The sequence below is a fragment of the Gordonia paraffinivorans NBRC 108238 genome (genome assembly GCF_000344155.1).
In the GTDB taxonomy this organism is placed as follows: domain Bacteria; phylum Actinomycetota; class Actinomycetes; order Mycobacteriales; family Mycobacteriaceae; genus Gordonia; species Gordonia paraffinivorans.
On sequence record NZ_BAOQ01000027.1, the window covers coordinates 21,363 to 47,722 of the forward strand.

Annotated in this window: 24 protein-coding genes; 17 read left to right on the forward strand and 7 right to left on the reverse strand. The window is 68.7% G+C overall.

What is annotated here, in order from left to right; translation table 11 throughout:
* Positions 1–49: 49 nt before the first annotated feature.
* On the forward strand, positions 50–367 hold the full coding sequence (locus GP2_RS13640; RefSeq protein WP_006901103.1) for a hypothetical protein: 318 nt from the start codon (positions 50–52) through the stop codon (positions 365–367).
* Between the two features lie 72 nt (positions 368–439).
* On the opposite strand, the gene GP2_RS13645 is transcribed toward GP2_RS13640, so the two are convergent.
* Complete coding sequence (locus GP2_RS13645) at positions 440–1,030, reverse strand: TetR/AcrR family transcriptional regulator (protein ID WP_006901104.1); 591 nt, start codon at positions 1,028–1,030, stop codon at positions 440–442.
* Positions 1,031–1,110: 80 nt separating this feature from the next.
* Between GP2_RS13645 and GP2_RS13650 the strand changes: the two genes are divergently transcribed.
* From GP2_RS13650 to GP2_RS13715, 14 genes are all read left to right on the forward strand, one after another.
* Positions 1,111–2,289, forward strand: a complete 1,179-nt coding sequence (locus tag GP2_RS13650) for a DUF418 domain-containing protein (RefSeq protein ID WP_006901105.1) — start codon at positions 1,111–1,113, stop codon at positions 2,287–2,289.
* A gap of 302 nt (positions 2,290–2,591) precedes the next feature.
* Positions 2,592–2,975 (forward strand): cupin domain-containing protein, encoded by a 384-nt coding sequence (locus GP2_RS13655; RefSeq protein ID WP_006901106.1) that lies wholly within the window; start codon positions 2,592–2,594, stop codon positions 2,973–2,975.
* Between the two features lie 12 nt (positions 2,976–2,987).
* Positions 2,988–3,542: a dimethylamine monooxygenase subunit DmmA family protein gene (locus tag GP2_RS13660; protein WP_006901107.1), complete on the forward strand. Its 555-nt coding sequence runs from the start codon at positions 2,988–2,990 to the stop codon at positions 3,540–3,542.
* Positions 3,539–4,549: a PDR/VanB family oxidoreductase gene (locus GP2_RS13665; protein ID WP_006901108.1), complete on the forward strand. Its 1,011-nt coding sequence runs from the start codon at positions 3,539–3,541 to the stop codon at positions 4,547–4,549. Before GP2_RS13660 ends, GP2_RS13665 begins: the two co-directional genes overlap by 4 nt.
* Positions 4,546–6,078 carry a heme-dependent oxidative N-demethylase family protein gene (locus tag GP2_RS13670; RefSeq protein WP_006901109.1) on the forward strand — a complete coding sequence of 511 codons (1,533 nt, stop codon included), beginning with the start codon at positions 4,546–4,548 and terminating at the stop codon, positions 6,076–6,078. Before GP2_RS13665 ends, GP2_RS13670 begins: the two co-directional genes overlap by 4 nt.
* A complete protein-coding gene (locus tag GP2_RS13675) occupies positions 6,075–7,067 on the forward strand; it encodes a PDR/VanB family oxidoreductase (RefSeq protein ID WP_006901110.1) in 993 nt (330 codons plus the stop codon). Before GP2_RS13670 ends, GP2_RS13675 begins: the two co-directional genes overlap by 4 nt.
* On the forward strand, positions 7,064–8,089 hold the full coding sequence (locus GP2_RS13680) for a heme-dependent oxidative N-demethylase family protein (RefSeq protein WP_006901111.1): 1,026 nt from the start codon (positions 7,064–7,066) through the stop codon (positions 8,087–8,089). The genes GP2_RS13675 and GP2_RS13680 overlap by 4 nt, the downstream gene beginning before the upstream one ends.
* A gap of 59 nt (positions 8,090–8,148) precedes the next feature.
* On the forward strand, positions 8,149–9,510 hold the full coding sequence (locus GP2_RS13685) for an ammonium transporter (RefSeq protein WP_006901112.1): 1,362 nt from the start codon (positions 8,149–8,151) through the stop codon (positions 9,508–9,510).
* Positions 9,511–9,787: 277 nt separating this feature from the next.
* Complete coding sequence (gene glnT, locus GP2_RS13690; RefSeq protein WP_006901113.1) at positions 9,788–11,146, forward strand: type III glutamate--ammonia ligase; 1,359 nt, start codon at positions 9,788–9,790, stop codon at positions 11,144–11,146.
* Between the two features lie 76 nt (positions 11,147–11,222).
* On the forward strand, positions 11,223–12,119 hold the full coding sequence (locus GP2_RS13695; RefSeq protein ID WP_006901114.1) for a class II glutamine amidotransferase domain-containing protein: 897 nt from the start codon (positions 11,223–11,225) through the stop codon (positions 12,117–12,119).
* Positions 12,107–12,856, forward strand: coding sequence for a hypothetical protein (locus GP2_RS13700; protein WP_006901115.1), 750 nt, complete (start codon positions 12,107–12,109; stop codon positions 12,854–12,856). Before GP2_RS13695 ends, GP2_RS13700 begins: the two co-directional genes overlap by 13 nt.
* Before the next feature lie 76 nt (positions 12,857–12,932).
* Positions 12,933–14,264: an FMN-binding glutamate synthase family protein gene (locus GP2_RS13705; RefSeq protein WP_006901116.1), complete on the forward strand. Its 1,332-nt coding sequence runs from the start codon at positions 12,933–12,935 to the stop codon at positions 14,262–14,264.
* Positions 14,261–15,457 carry an NAD(P)/FAD-dependent oxidoreductase gene (locus GP2_RS13710; RefSeq protein ID WP_006901117.1) on the forward strand — a complete coding sequence of 399 codons (1,197 nt, stop codon included), beginning with the start codon at positions 14,261–14,263 and terminating at the stop codon, positions 15,455–15,457. Before GP2_RS13705 ends, GP2_RS13710 begins: the two co-directional genes overlap by 4 nt.
* Before the next feature lie 41 nt (positions 15,458–15,498).
* Entirely contained in the window at positions 15,499–16,191 is a 693-nt protein-coding gene (locus tag GP2_RS13715) for a helix-turn-helix domain-containing protein (protein ID WP_006901118.1), read from the forward strand.
* Between the two features lie 16 nt (positions 16,192–16,207).
* Here the strand turns inward: GP2_RS13715 and GP2_RS13720 are convergent, their stop codons facing one another.
* From GP2_RS13720 to GP2_RS13740, 5 genes are all read right to left on the reverse strand, one after another.
* Entirely contained in the window at positions 16,208–17,482 is a 1,275-nt protein-coding gene (locus tag GP2_RS13720) for an MFS transporter (RefSeq protein WP_006901119.1), read from the reverse strand.
* A 64-nt stretch (positions 17,483–17,546) separates the two neighbouring features.
* A complete protein-coding gene (locus tag GP2_RS13725; protein ID WP_006901120.1) occupies positions 17,547–18,035 on the reverse strand; it encodes a MarR family winged helix-turn-helix transcriptional regulator in 489 nt (162 codons plus the stop codon).
* Between the two features lie 178 nt (positions 18,036–18,213).
* Positions 18,214–20,295, reverse strand: a complete 2,082-nt coding sequence (locus GP2_RS13730; RefSeq protein WP_006901121.1) for a PhoX family protein — start codon at positions 20,293–20,295, stop codon at positions 18,214–18,216.
* Positions 20,296–20,485: 190 nt separating this feature from the next.
* Positions 20,486–22,558 carry a TPM domain-containing protein gene (locus GP2_RS13735; protein WP_157211692.1) on the reverse strand — a complete coding sequence of 691 codons (2,073 nt, stop codon included), beginning with the start codon at positions 22,556–22,558 and terminating at the stop codon, positions 20,486–20,488.
* Between the two features lie 74 nt (positions 22,559–22,632).
* Positions 22,633–23,424: an LLM class F420-dependent oxidoreductase gene (locus GP2_RS13740; RefSeq protein WP_006901123.1), complete on the reverse strand. Its 792-nt coding sequence runs from the start codon at positions 23,422–23,424 to the stop codon at positions 22,633–22,635.
* A gap of 35 nt (positions 23,425–23,459) precedes the next feature.
* Between GP2_RS13740 and GP2_RS13745 the strand changes: the two genes are divergently transcribed.
* Complete coding sequence (locus tag GP2_RS13745; protein ID WP_006901124.1) at positions 23,460–24,659, forward strand: MalY/PatB family protein; 1,200 nt, start codon at positions 23,460–23,462, stop codon at positions 24,657–24,659.
* A gap of 9 nt (positions 24,660–24,668) precedes the next feature.
* Positions 24,669–25,286 carry a class I SAM-dependent methyltransferase gene (locus GP2_RS13750; RefSeq protein WP_006901125.1) on the forward strand — a complete coding sequence of 206 codons (618 nt, stop codon included), beginning with the start codon at positions 24,669–24,671 and terminating at the stop codon, positions 25,284–25,286.
* Positions 25,287–25,298: 12 nt separating this feature from the next.
* Here GP2_RS13750 and GP2_RS13755 read toward each other — a convergent pair whose 3' ends face one another.
* Entirely contained in the window at positions 25,299–26,114 is an 816-nt protein-coding gene (locus tag GP2_RS13755; protein ID WP_255218628.1) for an SGNH/GDSL hydrolase family protein, read from the reverse strand.
* Positions 26,115–26,360 lie beyond the last annotated feature (246 nt).

Consider the following 26,360-nt stretch of genomic DNA (forward strand, 5'->3'; position numbering starts at 1 on the left):
CGGGATGGGCGGAGTCTGGAGGTACCGCAGGTTCTCCAGGAGGTACCCGATGACCACCCTCCCGACCGACACGACTGCACGCCCGACACCCCGCTGGCTCGCCGCGGTGATGCGATGCGACCAGGAACTCTCGTCGTGGTTCGTCGGCGTCGGCTTCTTTTTCGCCCCCGTCCTTCTCGTCCTGGAGCCGTGGCCGATCGCCCGGACCGTCGCCATCGTCGCGATCTCCCTCGCGGGTCTGTGGCTGGGGCTCCTCGGGGCGTTCATGGCCGCGGGTCTCGCCCGGGTGCTCCGCGCCGGCGGAGAGCTGCCCGACGAGTACTGGGCGAAGTTGCTCGGATACCCGAATCGTCCCACCACCCGGTAGGACGACGCTCACGAGTTCCGTTCCCGCTCACGCGAACCGGGTGCGCGGGAACGGAACCCGTGAGCGATGGCGTCAGCCGCGAGTCGACAACCCCTTCAGGTGCTTCGCCAGCGTTCGCCTCGCCGTCGGTCCGTGCCGGTCGTCGATCAGCATGTGCATCGCCATCCCGTCGACGAGGGCGTGGAGGCGGACCGCCTCGCTCTTTAGGTCGGCCCCCGCGGCGACGAGCCCGTGCTCTCGTAGATCGGTCAGCACGCCCAGGCACAGCAGCCGAAGCCCCTCGTAGGCCTCGCGCGCGGCGGCGGCAAGTCCGGGGTGGGCCACCGATTCGGTGAGCAGGGCGAGATTGACGTGCATCTCGACGCGCCGGTTGTCGTCGAAGGGCATCAGTTCGGCCAGGATCGCCTCCGCCCGCCGCAGCGGGTCACGCATACGAGCATGCGCCCGCACCCGCTCCTCCACGCGGTCGTAGATCAATCGCATCGAGAATTCGAGCAGTTCGGACTTGTCGGCGAAGACGTGCCGCAACGATCCGACCGAGATCCCCGCCTCGGCCGCAACCTCGCGGACCGAGACACCCGAAACCCCGTCGCGCAGCACGATTCGCCACAGCGCCTCGGCGATCTCGGCCCGCCGCTCGGCACGGTCGATGAGTTTGGGCATTGACCCATGCTAGTACACCTGTGCTACCTTGGCCCCATCGTTTACTAGCACAGTCGTGATACCAAACGACGGAGACCGCAATGCCCACCCGGTATGCCTCGCTCGACGTCCTGCGCGGAATGGCCATCCTCGGCACCCTCGCCACCAACATCTGGATCTTCACCGATCCCGAAGGCCTGGTCGGTTACATCCAGGGGGTCGGTCGGGCGTCCGGTGCCTGGGCCCCGGTCGAGGCGGTCCTACAGCAGCTCGCACAGGGCAAGTTCCTCGGTCTGCTCACGATCATGTTCGGCATCGGACTGGCCATCCAGCAGCGTTCGGCCCTGAGGCGCGGACGGGCCTGGCCCGGTCGCTACGCCATGCGCGGGGTTCTGTTGTTCATCGACGGCCTCGTCAACTACTTCCTGTTCACCGAGTTCGACGTCCTGATGGGTTACGCGGTGACCGGCATCATCGTCGCGTACCTCCTGTCGATGCGGATCAGGCGGCAGCACGTGGCGCTGATCGTCGCGATCGTGGTCCACCTCGCATTGCTGTCCCTGGTCACCCTGGCGCTCGCCTCCGCCCCGGTCGGTCAGGGTGCTCCGCTCGAACCGAATCCATATGAGGGCAGCAGTTTCTGGGGTCTCGTGTTGTTCCGTGCCGAGAACCTGGCCCTGTTCCGCGCCGAGGTGATCTTCATCCTGCCGATGTCGATCGCGCTCTTCCTGGTGGGTGCTGCGCTGTTGCGCGCCGGCGTGCTGGAACCGCGGGGTGCGGCGCTGCGTCGACGACTGATGATCGTCGGATTCGGCGTCGCGCTCCCGCTGGATCTCCTCGTCGGGATGTTCGGCGGCGACGCGGGCGTGGTGCTGGGCCGCTACGGGATCGCACCTGTCGTCTCGCTCGGCCTGCTCGCCTGGGTGGCGGGGTTGTACGCCGACGGACGCCGGCCGGGATTCTGGGGACGCGCGGTGACACCGGTCGGACGAATGGCACTGAGCTGCTACGTGTTCCAGAACATGGTCGCCGGCGCGGTCTGTTACGGCTGGGGACTCGGCCTGACGCAGCGTCTCGACTCCGAGACCGTCGTGCCCGTGACGGTCCTTCTCTATCTGTCGATCTGCGTGATGATGATCGCGGTGTCCCGGGCCTGGCTCCGCCGCTTCGATCGCGGCCCCCTGGAGTGGCTGTGGCACAGGGGTTATGCGGTTCTCGGTGGGGAGTCGTCGCGTCATGATCGCGGTGAGCTCGCCGGCGCCCGCCGCGGGATGGGATGACCCCGGGCGATGATCTCGCGCCGGTCGCCGAATCGGACGATCATTCCTGTCGGCCGACCGATCGAAACCATTTTGGATACACTTTCTGTGCGGAACCCCAACTCTGAGACGGGAATTCCCGTGTAGCACTCCATTACAAAGTCGTCATATTCCTGAAACAGACCACTTGTTTCATATCAGGGGACGGCGTCCACTCAGATGAGTCACACCGATCCTGGATCGACTCGACAGAGGTGGCTCCGGACGCCGAGCACCGTCGCACGCATCGCGTGCACGACCCGAGTGAGATATGGAGGAACATCGTGACGATCGAGAGTGCCAAGGCGTTGGAGTTCCGCGTGACCAGCGGCGCCTGGAAAGACCTGCCGAAGATGTCGGAGGAGGAATACCCCGGCACCGAGGGGTTCATCGGTGACGTCTACGAGAATCCCGACGGCAGCCCGATGTGCAGCGGGTACTTCGAACTCCGTCACACCGACGAGCCGCTCTACTACGAGTACGAGTACGACGAGATGAAGGTCGTTCTCGAGGGCGAGTTCCTCCTGGAGAACAAGGAGACCGGCCAGAAGCTGGTGGCCAAGGCGAAGGATGCGATCTTCTTCCCCAAGGGCTCGAAGATCTACTTCAGCACCCCCGACTACGCGCTCGCCTTCTACACCGGCCTGCGCGACGCGACGCTTCTCTGATCAGGCGGCGCCATGTCGCAGATCACGTACTCCAGCGTGCCGGCGTGGGCGCGCCCCGGCGATCTGGCCGAGACGACGACGCCCGCGCCGACCGGCAGCGCATACCTGCTGGTCGGCGTGGGGTCCGTCGACGAGGTCCTCGATCGCTGGGAGTCCGACCTCGCGCCGCGCGCCACCACGAGGATCACCGGTGACGTCGACTCCGCGGGCGACGCGCTCGCCGAGGCGTTGTCGTCCGCGACGGTCGGCGTCCGGGTGTGGATCGCCGCCGATGCCGGTGCAGCGCTGCAGCTTCGGGCCATCGCGCTCGCCGCGGGACTCGAAGACGACGAGATCGACGTCCTGGTCGCACCGGAGACGACGGGCGAGATCGACGTCTTCTGCGTGCACTGCCGCGCGGTGAACCGCGTGCGGGCACAGGTCGACGACGTCGTCGCGTGCGCTGGCTGCGGACGCGACCTGCTCGTCTACCACCACGTGTCCCGACGGACCGGTCAGTACCTGGGCTTCCAGGTCGACGCCGAGACAGCCCCGTTCGAGCCGGCCCCCCAGGAGGTCGAAGCATGAGTACTCCGGTCGCAGAGACCGCTGCGGTCGTCGAATCCGGGACTGGGTCGTCGCGGACCGATCGCGCGACGACACTGGAACTGGTCGTCACCGCGATCGACGTCCCCGCCGAGGGCATCCGCAGCATCACGCTCGCAGACCCCGCCGGCCGGGTCCTCCCGGGCTTCGTCCCGGGCAGCCACCTCGTGGTGCACGCGGGCCCGCACACCAATGCCTACAGTCTGACCGGCGACGGCACCCACCCGACCCACTACTCGATCTCGGTGCTCCGGGTCGAGGACGGGAACGGCGGATCGCGCTGGCTGCACGACGAACTCGCCGTCGGCGACACCCTCACCGTCGGGCTTCCGCGTAGTGCGTTCGCACCGATCGCCCGCGCACGCAAGCACCTGCTCATCGCCGGCGGGATCGGGATCACCCCGATGGTGTCCCACCTGCGGGCCGCCGCCCGGTGGCGTCGCGACGTGCAGATCCTGTACACCTTCCGCGAGAACGCGGGGGCGCACCTGCAGGATGTCGCCGAACTCGCCGGAGGCGACGCCGAGCTCTTCACCGAGCAGGACGCGTTCGTCGCCCGCCTCGGGGAGGCCCTCCGGGAGCAGCCCATCGGTACCCACCTCTACGTCTGCGGCCCGGCCGGGATGATCGACGCCGTCATCGACGCCGCCCACGAGGCGGGGTGGCCTGACTCGCGAATCCACTTCGAGCGCTTCGGGATCGACGCGCTCGACGCCGGTGACCCGTTCCGCGTCCGACTGACGGCGTCGGGCCGCACCGTCGACGTGCCGTCCGGGACCAGCATGCTCGAGGCCCTCGAGGAGCAGGGCATCGAGATCCCCAACCTGTGCCGTCAGGGCGTGTGCGGTGAATGCCGCATCCCCCTGTCCGGCGGTTCACCCATCCACCGCGACCTCTACCTCAGCGCCGAGGAGAAGGACGCCGGCGACGCCATCATGCCGTGCGTCTCCCGCGCCGGCGAAGGTTGCACCCTGGAGGTTCCCCTGTGACCACCCTCGAGAACACCACCGGGACGACGCCGGTCGCATCCGACCTGGTCGCCGGCTTCCCGTTCCCCTTCCCCGAGGACCGCTACCGATACAGCACCAACGTCGAGCCCGCCGAGCAGCCGGTCGTCACCCCGGCCGGCCAGTGGGGTGCCGCGGTCGTCGACATCGACTCGGAGTACCGTTCCGAACTCGACCAGCGGGCGGCGATCCTCGCCGCCGACCCGAGCCGCCACGCGGTCCTCCCGCACATGGTTCCCGCGGCCTGGGACACCATGCTCACGCTCATGCGCGAACTCGACGCGGTCTACCCCGAGCAGATGCACCTCGAGAACCTCGGCGGTGACGAATGGTTGTGGCGCAACGACATCCTCGGCATCGAGCAGTGCTTCCGTTACGCCGACGCCGCGACACTGCCCGACGAGCCGCTGCGGTACATCGCCTCGCAGGTCCAGGAGGACATCGCCCTCCTCGACCAGCGCAACGACCAGCTGTTCGTCGACGCGGGTGTCGTGACCTTCGCGGCGGACTGGAGCTTCGGCTTCGACGTGGGGATGAGCTTCCTGGAGATCCACGGCCCGGTGCCGCGGATCCGCAAGGAAGGTGTCATCACCCGCGCTCATGAGTTCCTCAAGCGACTCCAGCCGCATCAGCCGTACCGGCGGACCAACTGGACGCTGACGATCGACCGCCGCCTCGACGTGTCGACGGAGATCTACCACGAGTGGGGCCCGGACCGGGAGACCATCCAGCACGTCGACGACGAGGAGTTCGGCCGTCGCGTCCACCTGCGCGTGGAGGTCCAGCACCTGATCCGGCTCCCCGACTCGGGCGCGATCGTTTTCCTGATCCGCACCTACCTGCTCCCGCTGGACCAGCTCGCGACCGTGGAGCCCTGGCGTCGGCGCGCCGCGGAGGTGCTGGCCGAGTTGCCGGCCGACATGGCCGAGTACAAGGGCATCATCAAGTACCGCGACCGGGCCGCGCAGTACCTGCGCGACGCCGCGCCCGTCGCGCCGCTGCCCTCCGGACCCGGCATGCCGGAGTGGCCCACCACTCCCCCGCCGGTCGACACCACCGGTGCCGCGTTCCTCGTCGTCGCGATCGGCCGCGACCCGGAGACCGCCCACGTCTCGCGGAACTGGGTGTCCACCGCGGAGGCGGCCGGCACCACGCGGCTGCTGGTCCTCGACTCCCTCACCGAGGAAGAGGACCGGACGGCCCTCGCCGCCGCCTTCGACGATGCGGTGATCGGGACGCGCATCATGGTCGCGGGCGGCCAGTACGACGTCATGACCGCGCTCGCACTCGCCCGCGAGGCAGGGGCGGTGCCGGCCGAACTCGCCGCGTACGTCACCGATTTCGGCGATCTGCCGATGTATTGCGCACACTGCCGGGACACCTTCCGCGTCGAAGCCGTCCCAGGAGGCGTCGTCGCCTGCCCGGGTTGCGCCCGCGACCTGGAGATCCACGAACACCATTCGCCGACGATGGGCAGCTACCTCGCGTCGGCCGCAGGAGGTGATGAATGACCGCTGCCGCAACAACTAGGGCACACCTGCACCCCGGATACACCACCGCGGCGCGACCCATGCGCGTGGTGAAGGTGCAGCAGCTCACCGACGAGATCAAACACTTCCGGTTCGCCCCGGTCGACGACGCGCCGCGGGCGCTGACGCCCTACCAGCCGGGCAGCCACCTGATCGTGAGCGCCGGCGAGCACCGCAACGCCTACTCGCTGGTCGACGACGGCATGTTCCCCGACACCTACGGGATCTCGGTGCTGCGGCGCGGTGCCGGTGGCGGATCGGACTGGCTGCACGACAACCTGACCGAGGGCACCACCGTCGAGGTAGAGGGCCCGCGGTCGATGTTCGGTCCGGTCCTCAACCAGCGCGGGGCCCTCCTCGTGGCCGGCGGCATCGGAGTGACCCCGGTGCTCTCGCATGCGCGCGCCCTGGCCCGCGAAGGCCTGCGCGCCGACATCGTCTACTCCTATCGGCCCGGCGCCGCAGCACATCTCGACGATCTGCGCGCGCTGGCCGGGCAACCGAACATCACCCTGCACGAGGTCTCGGGCATCGACGAGACCACCGAGTTGCTGCGGGACCGGTTCCGGTCGCAGCCGCTCGGCACACACGCCTACGCGTGTGGTCCGGGACCGATGCTCGAGGCCTACACCGAACTCGCCGCCGAGGCGGGGTGGCCCTCGGCACGAGTGCATCTCGAACGGTTCACCGCACCCGAGCAGGACCCGGGCGAACCGTTCACCGTGACCCTCGCATCCAGCGGCGCCACGATCGTGGTGCCCTCCGGGGTGTCACTGCTCCAACGACTCCTCGACAACGGCGTCGAAGTCTCGAACCTCTGCCGGCAGGGCGTGTGCGGGGAATGCCGAATCCCCGTGCGCAGCGGCACCATCGAGCACCGCGACCTCGTTCTCACCGACGAGGAGAAGTCGCTCGGCGACGCCATGCTCTGCTGTGTCTCCCGCGGCCAGAACATCGAGGTGGACCTGTGACGACCGAAGCGATCCCAACGACACCCGCCGAGCTCTTCCTCAGCGCGCCGGTGGACCATCTGAGCAATCTCCCCTGGCCCTTCCCCGACGACCTCGAGCAGTTCACCTACAGCGTCAACGTCGAACCCGCACGCATTCCCCGCCGCACCCGCGGGGGCGAATGGGGCAGGCACCTCGTCGATCTCGGCGGTGCCGAGTACCCGGCGATCATGGCCGAGCGGCGTCGCATCCTCGACGCCGACCCGTCACGGGTGCGGATCAGACCCGGCATGGAGATCGCCTGCTGGGACCTGCTCCTCTACTACCTCCGCGATCTCGCCATCTCCTATCCGGAGGTGATGCATCTCGACGAACACGACGACGGCCGGTTCCATTGGCGCAACGACCTTCTCGGCACCGACCAGGAGTTCGTCCTGGGTGACCCGAGCTCGCTGCCCTACGGACCGATGGAGTTCCTCGCCCGCGAGGTGCCCGACGACCTGCTGCTCGTCACCGAGCGCGACGGCCACCTCTACTTCGACGCCGGCATCGTCACCTTCGCCGCCGCCTGGTCGGTGTCCTTCGACGTGGGCATGGACATGTACGAGATCCACGCACCGGTTCCGCGCATGCTGCGCGAGGGCATCGTCGCGCGCGCCGAGCAATTCCTGCGTAGGCTACCGGCAGATCAGTTGTACCGCAGGGTGAACTGGACTCTGTCGGCGTCTGATTCGCACAAACTCGACGTGAGTCTGGAAGAGTTGCCGGAATGGGCCGGCGACGTTCCGGGCATGGTGGCCGACGGTGATTTCGCCAGGGCGCGCCTGCGAATCGAGCTCGAACACTTCGTCCGGTTGCCGATGTCGGGTGCCGTGACGTTCAATATCCGCACATTCATGGCCTCGCTGGAGGACGTGAAGCGCATACCCGAGTGGGCCGAGCAGTTGGCGACCGTCATCGAGACACTCGGTGAGGACATCGCCGCCTACAAGGGATTCCTCGACTACCGCGACAACGTCGTCGCATATCTACGCGGTCAATGACGCCCGTGAGCTGAGCAATGTGACCCCGACTTCCGAGTCTCCGAACCGAAAGATCGCCCATGGAACCGATACTCGCGACAAATGCCGACCTGGCCTGGATGCTCGCGGCATTCGTCTTCGTCCTGTTGATGTTCCCCGGCCTCGCCTTCTTCTACGGCGGCATGGTCGGCTCGAAGAACGTGCTGAACACCATGTCGATGGTCATGTCGACGCTGGCCATCACCGCGGTGCTGTACGTCCTCGTCGGATACGGACTCGTGTCCGGACCCTCGGTGGGCGGATGGGGCCTCATCGGCAACCCGACCGACTTCATCGGCCTCACCAACTGGCTGACCGATGACGAGTCCGGGGCCACCCAGACGCTGTACTTCGCAGCCTGGTTCATCCTGTTCGCGGCCATCACCATCGCCATCGTCGCCAGCGGCGCGGCCGGCCGCATGAAGTTCTCGGCCTGGCTCGTCTTCGCGCCGATCTGGCTGCTGGTGGTGTACTTCCCGATCGCCCACTGGGTCTTCGCGGCCGACGTCGACGACGACTACAAAGGCGGCTTCCTGCTGAACAAGCTGCAGATCGTCGACTACGCGGGCGGAACCGCGGTCCACATGAACTCCGGTGTCGCGGCGCTCGCCCTGGCCGTCGTCCTCGGCGCCCGCAAGCGGCGTATGGAGCGTCCGCACAACGTGCCGATGACCATGCTCGGCGGCGGCATCCTGTTCTTCGGCTGGTTCGGATTCAACGGCAGCTGCGCCCTCGGCGCCAACTTCCTCGCGCAGTCGGTCATCCTGAACACCCTGCTCGCGGGCTCGGCCGGCATGATCGGCTTCGCCATCGTCGAGAAGTGGCGTGAGGGTCACGTGACCTCGCTGGGCCTGATCACCGGCGTCGTCGCCGGCCTCGTGGGCATCACCCCGGCAGCCAGCAGCATGACCCCGATCGGCGCCCTGCTCGTCGGCATCTTCGCCGCCGCGGTCGTCGCCTTCCTGCTCAGCTTCAAGGCCCGCCTCAAGGTGGACGAGACGCTCGACGCGTTCATGGTCCACGGCATCGGCGGCATCGTCGGCACCATCTGCATCATCCTGTTCGCCAGCGAGGTCGCTCCCGCCGGTGTCCAGGGCGTGCTGTTCGGCGGTGATCCCGACATCATCTGGCGCGAGCTGCTCGGCATCGCCATCACGTGCACCTACTCCTTCGTGATGACCTGGATCATCGCGAAGGCGATCGACAAGATCATGGGCCTGCGGGTCGACGAGGAGACCGAGATGGTCGGCCTCGACACCACCATCCACGCGGAGACCGCCTACGAGATCCCCGCCTCGAGCGCGGGTCACGCAGGTGGCGGCCTGGGCGCTTTGTCGCCGGCGGTCGCGGCCGAGTCGGTGGAGAAGTCGATGCCGCCGTCGAAGCCGTCCGCTCAGGTCTGATCGGCCACCGACAGGACCTCCACGGACACCGAGAAGAAACGAGGACCCGACCCGTGGGCTCGCCGAGAACGGCGGGCCCCCGGGTCTTTTCGTGTCCGCCCTCCGGGCGACGCCCGGTTTGCCATCGGATGAAACAACCGCTCGCGGAACGACACTGACCGCTCACAGTTCGGAAACAGCGCCGAAACATACAGCCGGTCTACTAACGGTAGACAAAGATTCACACGAGTGGACAACCCCGATAGGCAAATCCCAGAGTCGATCCACGGAGCGCAGCATGACCATCAACGACACCACCGAGAACGCCACCCTCGCCGAGCTGTGCGCGGCCAACGACACCAAGTTCATCCTCGCGATGTTCGTCGATCTCCGCGGCAAGCCCTGCGCCAAGCTGGTCCCCGTCGAGGCCGTCGACGAACTCGCCACGGAGGGAGTCGGTTTCGCCGGCTACGCGGTCGGCGCGATCGGTCAGGAGCCCAAGGATCCCGACCTCATGGCGATCCCCGACGTCAACTCCTTCCTGCCGATCCCGTTCATCAAGGAGGGCCTCGCGGTCGTCCAGTGTGATCCGCACGTCGAGGGTAAGCCGTGGCCGTTCGCCCCGCGCAACATCCTCAAGAGCCTGATCGCCCAGACCGCAGACGCCGGCTTCGAGCCGTGGGTGGGGGCCGAGGTCGAGTACTTCCTGCTCAAGCGCGCCGAGGACGGTTCGCTGGTCACCGCCGACGCCGCCGACGACTCCGACCAGCCGTGCTACGACGTCCGCGGCCTGACCCGGATGTACGACCACCTCACGACCGTGTCGACCGCCATGAACCAGCTCGGCTGGAGCAACTACGCCAACGACCACGAGGACGGGAACGGCCAGTTCGAGCAGAACTTCAAGTACGCCGACGCGCTGACCACCGCCGACCGCGTCGTCACCCTCCGCTACCTGCTCTCGGCCATCGCCGGCGAGAACGGCATGATCGCCACCTTCATGCCGAAGCCGTTCGCCGATCGGACCGGCTCGGGACTGCACTTCCACCTCTCCCTGACCAAGGGCGGCGAACCGGTGTTCCCGCAGGTCGGCGAGGACCTCCGCGGCCTGGGCCTGTCGGAGACCGCCTACGGCTTCATCGGCGGCATCCTCGAGCACGCGCCGGCCCTGCAGGCCGTGATCGCCCCGACGGTCAACTCCTACAAGCGAACCGGCGCCACCGCGACCCGCTCCGGCGCCTCGTGGGCGCCGCGCAAGGCCACCTACGGCGGCAACGACCGCACCCATTACATCCGCGTCCCCGACGACCAGCGCGTGGAGCTCCGCGGCGGCGACGGATCGGCCAACCCCTACCTCGCGGTCGCCGCGCTGCTCGGCGCCGGCCTCGACGGCATCAAGCGCAGTCTCGATCCCGGTGAGGTCGGTGCGGCACCGAGCCACGTCGCCGAGCTGCCGCTGACCCTGCTGCACGCGGTCGAGGCACTCGAGTCCGACGCGGTGGTCACCGGCGCGCTCGACGCCGCGATCCCGCAGGACTGGCCCGCCGACCAGGCGACGGTCTCGACCTATTTCTCCAACCTCAAGCGCGAAGAGTTCTTCCACTGGCACTCGGCGGTCTCCCCCTGGGAGGTCGACAAGTACCTCACCGCCTTCTGACCCGGTACTCCGCCCCGGCGCCGGCAGCGGCGCCGGGACAGCATCCACTCCCCCTTCGAAGTAAAGGAATTCGACCATGTGCGGAATCGTCGGATTGCACCTGCGTAATCCGGAACTCCATCCCCGTCTCGGTGCGATGCTCGCCGAGATGCTCGGCGAGATGCAGGACCGCGGCGCCGACTCGGCCGGCATCGCCGTCTACGGGAACCCAGAGTGGGCCCCGCCCGGCCACGGCTGCGTCTCCCTCCTCGAGCTCGACGTCGTGCCCGACGAGGTCGCCTCGACCCTGGGTGCGGCCGTCGGCGTCCCGGTTGCCGCGCAGCTCGTCGACACCACCCTGGTCGTCTCCGCCCCGGTTCCCGCCGAGGAGCTGCTCGGCGCCGCCCGGGCCGCCTACCCCGATGCGCTGATCGCCGGCTTCGGCGCCGACCTGACCGTCCTGAAGGGCGTCGGCGCCCCCCGCGATCTCACCGAATCCTGGGGCCTGGCACACGCTTCCGGCTGGCAGGGCGTCGGCCACACCCGCATGGCGACGGAGTCGGCGGTGACCCCGTCCGGTGCGCACCCGTACGCGGTCGGCCCGGAGCAGTGCCTGGTCCACAACGGGTCGTTCTCCAACCACGCCACCATCCGTCGTGAGCTCCGCGCCGAGGGCGTCGAGTTCGACAGCGAGAACGACACCGAGGTCGGCGCCCGGTTCGTCGCACACCAGCTCGCCGCGGGCAAGGACGTGGAGACCGCCCTGAAGGAGGTCTGCGCGACCTTCGACGGCTTCTACACCCTGGTCGTGTCCAACCACGACAGCTTCGCGGTCGTCCGCGACGCCATCGCCTGCAAGCCGGCGGTGATCGCCGAGACCGACGACTGGGTCGCGATCGCCAGCGAGTACCGCGCGTTGGCCAAGCTCCCCGGCGTCGAGAACGCCCGCATCTGGGAACCGGAGCCGGAGGTGGTCTACGCATGGACACGCTGACCATCGACAACTCCCCTGCCCCTTTCCCCACCGACACGGCGAAGGCTGAGACGATGAGCCCCAATCACCACTTCGATCTCGCGACCACACCCCTGCGAGAGGTCAATTCCGCACTGCACGGCGACATCTCGGGAGAGATCGTCATCGACAACCCGGCGGGCGCGCACGCCGTCGCAGCCGGTGTCAACGCGCCGGTGAAGATCACCGTCAACGGTCATGTCGGCTACTACGCGGCCGGGATGAACCAGCAGGCCGAGGTCGTCATCGACGGCAACGCGGGCACGGGCGTCGCGGAGAACATGATGAGCGGCACCGTCATCGTCAAGGGCAACGCCTCCCAGTCGGCCGGTGCGACCGCCCACGGCGGCCTGCTCGTGGTCGAGGGCGACGCGGCCGCGCGCTGCGGCATCTCGATGAAGGGCGTCGACATCGTCATCGGCGGAAACGTCGGCCACAACAGCGCTTTCATGGCGCAGGCCGGCCGCCTGGTCATCCGCGGCGACGCGGGGCACGGCCTGGGCGACTCGATCTACGAGACCCGCATCTACGTCCGCGGCGACGTCGCATCGCTGGGCGCCGACTGCATCGCCAAGCCCATGCGCGAGGAGCACCTCGAGGAGCTCGCCGGCCTGCTGAAGGCCGCCGGTTTCGCCGACGACGACCTGAGCGCCTACACCCGCTACGGCTCGGCCCGGGAGCTCTATCACTTCAAGGTCGACAACGCTTCCGCGTACTGACCCGCAGCCCGAACCTTTCGCGTATACCCCGTCCGAGGCGCCCGTCGACCTCGGACCCGCACACGGAGACATCATCATGACCGACAACCTCAGCATCGAGCAGCGCGGCCTCCGCGAATCGGCCACCTTCGACCGCACCACGATCGCAGCCATCCAGCGTGCCGCCGAGACCGGCATCTACGACATCCGCGGCTGGGGCGCCAAGCGCAAGCTCCCCCACTTCGACGACCTGCTGTTCCTCGGCGCGTCGATGTCGCGCTACCCGCTCGAGGGTTACCGCGAGCGCTGCGACACCGATGTGTGGCTGGGCACCCGCAACGCGAAGTACCCGTTGCACCTGTCGACGCCGGTCACCATCGCGGGCATGAGCTTCGGCGCGCTGTCGGCCGGCGCCAAAGAGGCCCTCGGTCGCGGCGCGTCGGAGGTCGGCACGTCGACCACCACCGGTGACGGCGGCATGACGCCGGAGGAGCGCGGCCAGTCCAAGCACCTCGTCTACCAGTACCTGCCCTCGCGCTACGGCATGAACCCCGACGACCTGCGCAAGGCCGACGCCATCGAGGTCGTCCTCGGCCAGGGCGCCAAGCCCGGCGGCGGCGGGATGTTGCTGGGGCAGAAGATCTCCGAGCGCGTCGCGGCGATGCGGACCCTGCCCGAGGGCATCGACCAGCGCAGTGCGTGCCGGCACCCGGACTGGACCGGCCCGGACGATCTGGCCATCAAGATCAACGAGTTGCGTGAGATCACCGACTGGGAGAAGCCGATCTACGTCAAGGTCGGCGCCAGCCGCACCTACTACGACGTGAAGCTGGCCGTGCACTCCGGCGCGGACGTCGTCGTGGTCGACGGCATGCAGGGTGGCACCGCAGCCACCCAGGAGGTCTTCATCGAGCACGTGGGCATCCCGACGCTCGCCGCGATCCCGCAGGCCGTCCAGGCGCTGCAGGAACTCGGCGTCCACCGCGAGGTGCAGCTGATCGTCTCCGGCGGCATCCGCAACGGCGCGGACGTCGCCAAGGCGATGGCTCTCGGCGCCGACGCCGTGGCCATCGGAACGGCCGCGCTGATCGCCCTGGGCGACAACGATCCTCGCTACGCCAAGGAGTACGAGGCCATCGGCTCGGCCGCCGGCTACTACGACGACTTCCAGGACGGACGCGACCCCGCGGGCATCAGCACCCAGGACCCGGAGCTGTCCGCCCGGTTCGACCCGGTTCTCGGCGGCAAGCGCCTGGCGAACTTCCTGCGCGTCATGACGATGGAGGCCCAGACCATCGCCCGGGCCTGCGGCAAGGCGCACCTGCAGCACCTCGAGCCCGAGGATCTGGTGGCCATCTCGATCGAGGCCGCCGCGATGGCCCGCGTGCCGCTGGCCGGCACCGGCTGGATTCCGGGGAGTGGACTGTGAGCGATCAGGTCTCGACCGCATCGGTCGTCATCGTCGGCGGTGGCCTGGAGGGCGCGGCCACCGCCTGGGCCCTCGGACAGCGCGGCGTCACCGATGTCGTGGTCTGTGAGCGCGACACCGTGGGCGGCGGCATGACCGGAAAGTCGTCGGGCATCGTCCGTTGCCACTACGGCGTCAGCTCACTCGCCGCGATGGCCGCCTACGGTATCGAGGTCTTCGAGAAGGCCGAGGAGATCTTCGGCACCGACATCGGCTTCCGGCAGACCGGCTACGTCGTGGGTGTGGGGGAGGCGAACGCCGCGAATCTCCGCAAAAGCCTTGCGGCACAGCGAGAAGTCGGTGTCCAGACCGAGGAGATCGACGCCGCCGAGGTCGCCGCGCTGTGGCCGGCGGCCGATCTCGAGCCCTTCGCGGCCTTCGGCTGGGAGGAACGCGGCGGATACGGCGACGCCTATCAGACCGCCCAGGCGTTCGCCGCGGCCGCCCGCTCCACCGGGATCAAGATCCGCCAGGGCACCGCGGTGAGCGAACTCGTCGTCGACGGGGACCGCGTCACCGGGGTCCGCCTGGCCGACGGATCGACGATCTCGGCCGACACCGTCGTCGTGGCGACGGGCGTGTGGACCAAGCCGTTCCTCGCGCGGCACGGCATCGACGTGCCGATCTCGGTGCACCGCGAACAGATCATGATGATCCACCCGGGCGAGGATCTCGGACAGGTCCCGGTCTTCTCCGACCTGGTGTCGCTGCAATACGTCCGTCCGGACGTCCGCGGCGAGATCCTGTTCGGCAACAGCGATCTGAAGGAGTTGGAGATCGCCGACCCGGACAGCTACAGCAACCAGGTCACCGGCGATTTCATCGATCTGACCGTCGAGAAGGTCGGCACGCGTTTCCCCGGCTTCACCGAGCCGACGATCACGACGAGCTACGCCGGCTGCTACGACGTGACGCCGGACTGGAATCCGATCATCTCCCGCGGCCCGCTCGACGGCCTGGTGCTGGCCTGCGGATTCAGCGGGCACGGGTTCAAGATCTCGCCCGCCGTGGGTCGCCTCGTCGCCGATCTCGTCGTCGACGGGCACAGCTCGGACCCGCGGATCCCGGAGTCGGACTTCCGATACACGCGATTCGCCGAGGACGACCTGCTCAAGACGAGGTTCCCGTACGTGGGGGCGGGCGAGATGCGCTGAGCGTCCTGTGACGGGCGTCGACCGACGAAAGGACGCGAACCATGTGTCAACTGACAGTGAACGAGCTCGCGCATTATGGTGGCGGGGTGACCGACGAGGAACTGATCCGGAACCAGTCCGGCATCGCTCGGGAACGGCCGGTGGATCAGTCGGTCGAGGAGCTCGAGCTGGAGACGGCGATCGCGCACAACGTGCGCCGACTCCGGCGGCAGCAGGGACTGTCGGTGGGCGACATGGCCTCTCGGGTCGGCATCTCCAAGGCGATGCTCTCGAAGATCGAGAACGCCCAGACCTCGTGCAGCCTGAGCACCCTCGCCCGCCTCGCCCAGGCCTTCGACGTCTCGGTGACGTCGTTGTTCCGCGGCGCGGAGATGGAGCGGTCGGCCGTCTTCGTGAAGGCGGGCGAGGGATCGGCGATCATCCGCGAGGGTTCACGCGAGGGTCACGAGTACGAGTTGCTCGGTTCCCTTCGGGGAGAACACAAGCGACTCGAGTGCCTGCTGGTGACCCTCACCGAGAAGTCGGTGACGCAGCCTCTGTTCCAGCACGCCGGTACCGAATTCCTGTACGTCCTCGAGGGCGTGATGGACTACGCGCACAGCCGCTCGGTGTACCGGATGCACCCGGGGGACGCACTCCAGCTCGACGGAGAGGGAGCGCACGGGCCGGTCGAACTGGTCGAACTGCCCGTGCGCTTCCTCTCGGTCATCGCGTTCCCGGATTCCGCCGTCTGACGCGGGTTTCGCTTGCTCAGAACTCCTCGGCGCCGATGAGGGCCGCGTCCTCGGCGACCTTGCGCTTCTTGGTCCGCACCATCGCCACCGCACCGAGCGCGACGGCGCAGTAGCCGACGGCGAACCACCACGGCGCGACCTCGCCGAACCACTCGGCCAGGTAGGAGACCAGCACCGCGGCGATGGCGGCACCCGCCCAGCGCAGGAAGCTGAAGCCGGCACTGGACACCGACCGCGGGGTGTCGGTTCCGCCCGACGCCATGGCCAGGTCGGTGAACAGGGTGTTGAGGATGCCCGACGGCAGGCCGGACAGGACGACGGCGAGGCCGATGAGCCAGACCTCGCCGGTCAGGGTCCCGATCCCGGCGAGCGCCATCACGACGCCGTAGCCGGTGATCGCGGTGAGGACTCCGCCCTTCTCGCCGATCGCCCGGGCCAGCGGTGTGGCCAGGAAGACTCCGGCGACGGCGGTCAGCAGACCCCAGCCGAAGAAGATCATGCCGGCGTGGATCGGGCGCAGTCCCATGGCGATCGGGGCCCACGCGATGACCGTGAACAGCGCGCCGGTGTAGAACGCGGACCCGATGCCGGCGATGGTCAGGGTGCGGTTCTTGAGGGCCTTGAGCGGGTCGCTGATCCGCACCGGGGTGCGGGTGGCACGCGGGGAGTCGGCGGGAAGCATGATCGCGCACAGGATGGCGCCGATGAGCATCAGCAGTGCGGTGCCGCCGAACGGTGCGCGCCAGGTCCACTCACCGAGCGTCGCGCCGAGAAGGGGGCCGACGGCCAGGCCGATGCCGAGCGCGGCCTCGTACATCATGATCGCGCCGTGGCGGTCGCCTTTGGCGGAGGAGACGATGAAGGCCAGGGCGGTGGCGAGGAACAGCGCGTTGCCGAGACCCCACAGCACGCGGAGTGCGATGAGCTGGTCGATGTCGCCGGCGAGGACCGAGATGCCGGAGGCGAGGACGATGCACACCAATCCGACGGTGAGCGTGCGCTTGGGGCCGAAGCGGTAGGCCGACCAGCCGGTCACGAGCATCGCCACACACTGGACGCCGACGTACACGCCGAACAGCAGCGTGAGCTTGTTCGGGGGAGCGTTGAGCGCCTCGGCGATGCTGTGCAGGATCGGGTCGACGAGGCCGATGCCCATGAACGCGATGGTGGCCGCGAAGGCGGTGATCCACACGGCACGTGGTTGCTGGCGGAACATGGCGAGCATCGAGGAGGGCTCGTCGTGCGCGGCCTGTGGTGCGGCCGACGCGGGTGTGCGGTCGGTGACGGTCATGGGAAAGAGGTCCTCTGGGTCGGGGCTGTCTTGACAGGGCGGCAGACCGGGACGCGACGTCCGGTCAGTGCTCGATCGCGGCGGTGGACTCCGCGGGTTGTGCGAGGTGCGCCGGACGTTGGTCGAGTACGTCGCGAAGGGCTCGGAGTGCGGGAGCCGCCGCCGCGAGCGTCCGCAGATGCTCGTCGCTCAGGCTCGCCAGCGCGTCCGTCAGTGCCACATCACGGCTGAGGCGAATCCGTTCGACCACCTCGCGGCCGTGATCGGTGAGACCGACCAGGACGGCCCGACGATCCCCGGGATCGGGTCGTCGTTCGACGAAGTCGTGCTTGGTGAGTCCGTCGACCACCGAGGTCGCGGTGGGCATCCGGATGGATTCCCGCTCCGCGAGTTCACCCATGCGCATTGGGCCGTGATCGGCGAGCACGCTGAGCGCCGATGTCTGCGCGGCCGTCAGTTCGACGACCGGTGTCCGACGTCGCAGGGAGAGGTAGAGCCGCGTGATCGTAGGCCGGAGGGCTGAGGCGAGCTGCGCGGGATCGATGTCGGACACGCTGAGAAAATCTAATACTTAGAAGCTCGAAGTAAAACCTGTGCGTCTGTGAGATCGCCGACGCAGGACCCCGCCACAACGCAAAATCGCGACTTCCCGCCAGATGCGCGCCCTGGAAGGTGCGCTTTTCTGCAGGAAGTCGCGACTTTGACGACGCGGGCGGCCGCTGCCGGGGCGCTCAGACGCCGATCGCCTTGCCGTCCTCGCGCCAGACGGCCACGACGGCGGGGCGGGGTCGGGAGTTCCCGCCGTCGGGCCAGTGTGAGGCCGGGTTGTCGGCGGAGTGGTCGTCGAGCTCACCCGGGTGCTGGACCGCGACGAGGACGCGGTCGCCGGAGATGACCGGTCCGCACGTCTCCGCGCCGACCGGGACGGTCAGGAACTGCTTGGTCTCGCCGCGACGGTCGCCCTCGAGGGCGACCGCGAACAACCCGTCGTTGGAGCCGAGCGCGTTGCCGTCGGTGGAGATCCAGAGGTTTCCGTGCGGATCGAAAGCGAGGTTGTCGGGGCACGAGATGGGGCTGACCCGGGTCTTGTCGAACCCGCCGTAGTAGGTGTCCGCGGCGGCCGGGTCGCCGCACACCAGCAGCAACTCCCAGGTGAACTCGGTGCCGGTGTGGTCGTCGGTGATCTCGATGACCTGGCCGCTCTTGTTCTCGGTGCGTGGGTTCACCGCGTCGATGCCGGGCTTGCCGTCGGTGCCGCGGTCGCTGTTGTTGGTGAGTGCGCAGTACACCTTGCCGGTCGTCGGGTTCGGTTCGATGTCCTCGGGCCGATCCATCTTGGTGGCCCCGACGGCGTCGGCGGCGAGGCGTGTGAACACCGCGACCTCCGCGGGGGACATCCCGGGCACGTGCGATCGCGCCGAGCCGTCGGCTTCGGTGGTCAACAGCGGCTTCCACGAACCCCTTCCGGCGAATCGACCCGACGCGGGAAGCCGGCCCGAGCCGTCGGGGGAGTCCCCGTAGAAGGTCGCGACGTACAGCGTACCCTCGTCGAGGATGCGCAGGTTGTGCTCCCGCGCGGTCTTCGACAGGCCGCTCTTGATCCGGCGGCTGGATACGAATTTGTAGATGTACTCGAACTTTTCGTCGTCTCCGCTGTAGGCGACCACGGTGCCCTCGTCGGGGCCGCTGTCGACGACGTGGATGTTCGCCGACTCGTGCTTGCAGCGGCCCAGCGAACTGTGTTTGACCGGAACTGCTTTCGGATCATGCGGATCGACCTCGACGATGTAGCCGAAGCGGTTGGCCTCGTTGGGCTCGACGGCCAGGTCGAAACGCTTGTCGAAGCGGCCCCAGTGGTGTTCGTCGCTGTCGTCGTCGAAGGAGTAGCGGGCGAGGCGCTCGGCGGCCTTCTGGTCGGTCACCTTGCTCGCGTTGGCGAAGTAGTTGTTGAAGTTCTCCTCCCCGGAGAGCATCGTGCCCCACGGGGTCAGGCCGCCGGAGCAGTTGGCGAACGTTCCGAGGACGGTCGTGCCGGCCGGGTCGGCGGAGGTCCTGACGAACTCGCTGCCGGCGGCCGGGCCGGTCAGGCGGAACGGACTCGATGCGGTGAGCCTCTGGTTACGTGGTCCGACAACCGGTTTCAGTGCACCCGAGCCGCGCGCCGCCTCCACTTCGACGACCGCGATGCCCACCGCGGCCATGGCGATGCGCGCCTGCTGCTCGGTGGGTTCGCCCTCCCGGTACCCGGTGAACATGAACGGTTCGGTGGGGTATTCGAGGTTGGCGACCAGATAGAAATGGCCCGGCACGCCGTCGACGGGGATGAGCCCGGCGAAGTCGTTGTTGAAGCCGAACTGTCCGGCCTGCGCCTCGGGCGTCTGATTCGCGACATCGAACTCGGGTGCCCCCGGCAGCACCGGATCGCCCCAGCGGATCACGACCTGCTGGCGGTATCCCTCCGGGATGACCAGGGCGTCCTCGGTGTTCGGCGTGACGGCGGTGAACTTCATGCCGGGCAGCGCGTCGCCGGGGGAGGGAGCGGTCGACGACCATCCGAGTTCCGACGCCTCGCCGTCCCCACACGCGGCCGATGCCGTGATGGCCCCGAGCGCCAGCACGGTTCCGACGGAGGACTTGAGCACGCTCCGACGAGACACCTGCGAGCGCACCACTTCACGGAAGTATGCGTTGTCACTGGAGTTCCCGGGGACGGTCCGGCATGCGTCGCCGCACTTGTAGCGGCAGGTCACATGAGCGCGGGACGACCGGCCGGCCCGGCCGTCGGAGGTGAAGAGCGGCAACTGGATTCGCACCCGACAGACGTTAGGGGTGCGAAGCGAACCGCGCTGTACCCAGAGGTGAACGGAAACCCAACGACGGGTGCGAATCCGGTGCGCCGGCGCCGGATCGATACCTACCGAACAACGATCCGAGGCCGCCCCGGACAAGAGTCATCGTCGGTATCGGGGGAGCCGACGAGGCCGAGTCGCCGTGAGTCCGACCTCAGAACCGGCCGCCGGTCCCGATGCGTCCCGACGACCCGGAGCCACCGAATGAACCCGGACTGCGTCCACCGGAGCTGAATCCGCCGCCGAAGCCGCCGGGGTGGCCGCCACCGCGGTACCCGCTGCGACCACCGCTGATGGTGCCGCGCAGGAAGCTGTCGACGAGGATGCCGCCGAGTACCGCGCCGGCCGTGGATGTGCCGCTCGACCGCGGCTGCTGCGACTGCTGCCAACTCACGACGTCGCCCTGGGCGGCCATCAACGCCCGGTCGGCGAGTGCCCCGGCCTGTCGGGCCGTCGACGTCGCCGCGATCGGGTCCGACGCCGCGGTCTGCTGCGCGGACGCCAGCAGGCGCTGGGCCTCGGCCAGTCGGGTACGCGCGGTCGACTGGACGGCGCCACGCCGGGTACCGATGAAGTCCGACGCCGCGGTGACCTTGGCGTTCGCGGACTCGAGCGCTGCGTTCAGCACCTGGGCGCGACGGGTGCGTTCGGCGGCCGTGCTGCGCGCGGCGGCGAGCGCCTCGTCGAGGTCGGCATCCGCGTCCACGAGCGCGGTGAACGTGCCCAGCGGATCGGTCTCGAAGTCGCTGCGCGCGGCCTCGAGCGCGGTTCGTGCCGCCTCGACCGCCGTGGCCAGCGCAGGTCCGCCGTCGGCGGTGAGCGATGCCGCCTCGGTCAGCTCGGCGTCGACCTCCTCCATCAGTGCCGGCATCCGGGACCGCGCGACCGCGATGTTGGCGTCGGCGTGGTCGATGGCGTCGAGCAGTGTGGTGGCCTGCTCGATGGAGCCCTCGGCCGAGCGGATGGCCGCGACGGCGGGACCCTGCTGGCCGACCGGCGCCGCGACGGCCGCGCGGCCCTGATCGGCGGTCGCCTCGGCGAAGTCGATCTGCTGTCGTGCGAGCTCGACGTTCGACAGGATCGAGGTCAGGGTCTGTTCACCGTGCTTCTCGATGAGGTCGGCGAGCTTCTTCTCGGCCGGTTCCAGCCGCGCCCGCAGCGCGATGAGCTGCTGGGTGATCGAGTCGAATCGCGGCCCGGCGTTGATGAGCAGATTGCGCATCGCATCGAACGCCTCGACCTGATCGTCGAGTGCGGTGTCGGCCGCCGTGCAGTCGGTGATGATCTGCACGAGCATCGACCGCTGCTCGTCGACGGTCTCCGGGATGTCGTCGTCGAGTCGCTGACGGATCCGGAAGGACTCTGCGAGTGCCCGCTTGGCGCGTTCGACGACGTCGCTGAAGGGTGCGGTCTCGACCGGCCCGAACTCGTCGCGGGCGAGTCGCAGTTCCTCCTCGCTGGTCCGGATCGCGTTGTCGAGATCGGTCAGCACCTCGCGCGACCACGGGTCGAGCACGTCGAGGGGCTGCTGGGCGAGCTGGTCGACGGTCAGTTCCTGCTCCCGCAGCGTGTCGACCCCCTGCTCGATCCGGCGGCGCTTGCGGCGGCGCGAGTACAGGTACGCGCCGCCACCGCCGACGACCACCGCACCGCCGACCACGCCGGCGGTGATCAGGCCGGCGTTGCTGGGCTCGAGGGCGTTGGACAGCCCGTTCGCCGCGGCGAGCCCGGCCCCGGCCCAGTTGCCGTCCTTCAGCTGGGGCACGACATCGTTGTGGGCGACGTCGTCGAGGGTCGACTGGTCGAGTCCGCCGATGTTGTCCAGCGCGGTCAGCCGGTAGGCCCGGTCCTCGGTGGCGACGGCCAGCAGGACGTCCCGGTCACCGAGCTCGCTCAACGTGGCGGTCTGATCCGCCCACCGTTCGCTGGTGAAGCCGTCGAAGCCGCGCACGTACACGATCCACAGCTGGACGCCGTGCTCCTCGTACAGCTTGTCGATGGCCTCTTCCAGCTCCGCCCGTTGTCCCGGCGTGATCACCTCGGCCGGGTCGACCACGTAGGCGGGCAGGCGGGCGGGAGGCTCCGCGGCGGCGGTGGGCGCACTCACCGTCCACAGGAGGAGGGCCGTCAGGAAGCCCAGGAGGAGCCCCAGGGTCCCGAGACCTGCGCCGGTGCGGCGTGTCATGACGAGCGTCGACTTCCCCCGGGGGACCGGTACCCGATGCATGGTCACCAATCTAGTCAGGCGCCCCATCCGGGGAGAGCATGGCCGCGGCGGGTCGCATCCGTTCCGATGTCCGCTCACCGACGCGAGTCGCGCCAGCGGCACAGCGCCTCGACGGCGGTGAGATCGTAGTCGGGTCCGGTCACGCCGACGGTCAGCAGCGTGACGCCCTCGGCAGCCAGCGCCTCGGCGTCCCGTAGGAGCTGGTCGGTGTCGCCGGAGTACTGCAGTCCCGACGAACGCTCGATGGTCTCCGGGTCGCGTCCCACCGCCGCGCAGTGTTCGGCGAGGACCGCGGACTTGTGCCGGTAGGCCTCGACGTCGTTGAAGCCGTGCCAGATGTCGCCGTGCTCGGCGATGTAGCGCAGGGTCTTCTTCTCGCCGCTGCCCCCGATGAGGATCGGGATGTCCCGGGTGGGCGCGGGGTTCAGCTTGGCCAGGCGCGACTTGATCCGCGGCAGCGCCGCACCGAAGTCGTTCAGGCGCGACCCGACCGTGCCGAAGTCGTATCCGTACTCGTCGTAGTCCTTCTGGAACCAACCCGCACCCACACCGAGGATCAGCCGGCCGCCGCTGATGTGGTCGACGGTGCGCGCCATGTCGGCGAGCAGTTCCGGATTCCGGTACGAGTTGCACGTGACGAGTGCGCCGATCTGGACCCGCGAGGTCTGTTCGGCCCACGCGCCGAGCATGGTCCAGCACTCGAAGTGGGCGCCCTCGGGATCGCCGTACAGGGGGTAGAAGTGATCCCAGTTGAACGCGATGTCGACACCCGCGTCCTCGGCGCGGCGGACCGCGTCCCGGATCAGGCCGTACTCGGGAGCGTGCTGGGGTTGGATCTGGACACCGATACGAATGGGAAAGGCCATGGGCACCAGTCTGCCTGCTGAGGCTGCCGGCGTCGATGGCCGAAGCGGGCAGCCGTGGTACCACTGACCTCGTGACACCCCGACCCGCCGCACCGCCCCTCGACGAGCTCCGCCGCCGTACCAGCGCCAAGTGGACAACCCATCCCGACGACGTGTTGCCGCTGTTCATCGCCGAGATGGACTATCAGCTCGCGCCGGTGGTGGCCGAGGCCATCATCGACCGCGTCCGCGCGTCGGACCTCGGCTACGCCGGCGATCCGGGCCGCGTGGGAACCGCTTTCGCGGACTTCGCCGCGCGGCGGTGGGGCTGGCAGGTCGACGCCGGCGACGTCGCCCTCACCACCGACGTCGGCGTCGTGATCGTCGAGACCCTGCGTGCGGCCATCCGACCGGGCGACGGCGTCATCCTGATGCCGCCGGTGTACCCGCCGTTCTTCGAGCTCATTCCCGAGGCCGGCGGGACCGTGGTGAAGGTGCCGCTGGTCGAATCCCCGCGTTGGCGCATGGACCTCGACGGGATCGAGAGAGCGCTGGCCGCGGGCGCGCGGGCCGTCCTGCTCTGCAGCCCGCACAACCCGGTCGGGCTCGTCCACGACCGGGAGGATCTCGCGCGACTCGCCGAACTCGCCGCGAGCCACGACGCGATCGTCGTCAGCGACGAGATCCACGCCCCACTCGTGCATCCCGGCGTCGAATTCGTCCCGTTCCCGGCGGTCGGCGACGCCGCGCGCGAGATCGGCATCGCAGCACATTCGGCGAGCAAGGCGTTCAATCTCGCCGGTGCCAAGTGCGCCCTGTCGGTCGCGACCTCGGAACGCACGCGGGCGATCGTGGAGCGGCAGCCCGAGGAGGTGCGCTACCGCACCTCCATCCTCGGTCGCGCAGCCACCGAGGCCGCGTTCGTCGACGGCGAGGATTGGCTCGACGCCACCCTGGAGGTGATCGGGGAGAGCTTCGACCTCTTGGAGGAGCTTCTCGCAGAACATCTTCCGTCGGTGCATTATCGGCGGCCGCAGGCGTCGTACCTCGCCTGGCTCGACTTCCGCGACACCGGACTGGGCGACGACCCCGGCCGGGTGATCCTCGATCGGGGTCGGGTCGCGTTGCACTACGGCCCGGCCTTCGGAGAGCCGGGAAAGGGCTTCGCGCGAGTGAACGTGGCCTGCTCTCCCGAGGTCCTCACCGAGGCGATCAAACGCATCGGTCGGGTCGTCGACGACGCGGCCGACTCCTGACGACCTGCTATGAATCTCAGGGTGGGCGACGACAGACCGGTGGACCGGGCAGCGGAGTGGGATGAGCGGTACGGCAACGCCGACCGCCTGTGGACGGCCGACGTCAACCCGGCTCTCATCGTGGAGACCGAGGGGCTGAGCCCCGGCACTGCGCTCGACGTCGGCTCGGGCGAGGGCGCCGACGCCCGGTGGCTGGCCGAGCGCGGCTGGCAGGTGACCGCCGTCGACATCTCCCAGGTGGCCCTCGACCGCGCCCGAGCGATCAGTGGCGACCTGCCGATCGAGTGGGTGCGCGCCGACCTCGTCGACGACCCGGTGCCGGGGAGAGACTTCGAACTCGTTGCGCTGCACTACTTTCCGATACCGCTCGCCGAGATCGACGTCGCGCGCAAGCTCGTCGGCGCCGTCGGCCCGGGTGGGACGCTGCTCGTCGTCGCGCATGCGCCGGAGGGTGTGCGGGCCCACGGGTTCGACCCCGACGCTTACGTCCAGCCCGGCGACTTCGGCGGACTCCTCGGTGCCGGCTGGGAGGTCCTCGCCGACGAAGTGCGCCCGCGGGGCAAGGCGGCCGGTCGCGGGCACCACACCCACGACGTCGTGTTCCGGGCACGACGACCGGCCGCCTGACGACCCGCCGACTCAGTCGAGGGCGTCGAGGACCGCCTCCGCCATGTGCTGATGCCCCTTGGCGTTGGGGTGCAGACGGATCGCGCCGACCGGGTTCGAATACGGCTCCATCCACCTCGTCAGTTGCGACTTGCAGGAGTCGTGGCCGACGCTCGGGGTGTAGGTGTCGACGAACTCCACCCCCTTGGCCAGCGCCTGGGTCCTGAGCATGTCGTTCAGCTGGACCTCGAGCCGGTTGAGGAACGCGGTGTCCTCGGCCGAGAACGGGTTCTGCAGCGGGCAGTTCCCCTGGCTGGGGTAGACGGCCGGGTAGGCGAGTACGAGGATGCGGGCTCGGGGCGCCCGTGCCTTGATCCCGTCGATCACCCCTGCGATCTTGGGCCCGGTCAGCAGGATCTCGGCGGGGTAGCGCCCCGCGGTGCGCACCTCGCACGGAGCGAGCGGCGAACTCATCGAACCGCTTTGGGAACAGTCGGCGATGGCGCCCGAGTACACGTTGCCGTCGTTGTACCCGAGTTGCAGGGTCACGACATCCGTCGACTCGGAGAGCGCCGTGAACTGGCCTGGCTGCCCGGTGGTCTGGGATTCGGTCATGTGACGGGTCTGCGCGCCCCCGCAGCTCATGTCCGTGAGGTCGTAGCCCTTTGCCTTGGCGACGAGCCGGGGGAAGTTCTTCTCCGACCGTCCGCATCCGGCCGGGGCTCCCGTTGCCGACGGGGATATCCCGACGCCCGCGGAGAAGGAGGCGCCGAGGGCGACGTAGTTGGGCTTCGGCGTGTCCGCGGTCGAGACCGCGGCGGTGCCCGTGCCCGCGATTAGTGCGGCCACGGAGGCGAGGGTCACGGCGAACCGAGATCTGTAACGGGATGGACGCATGTGTCGAGAGTGTCCGCATGTATGCAAAAGTGAACTAGCGGAGACGTATTCGTAAACCGATCGAGATCCTTCTGAGGCGTGTCCGATGCCGTGCCGAGACCTGCCAGCGGGCCGGACAACGGGATCACGAAAGTGCGCCATGTGCCGGGCCGATCGAGTTTACGGTGACGGTGGCGAAGGTCGGCAATCCCGTCGTCC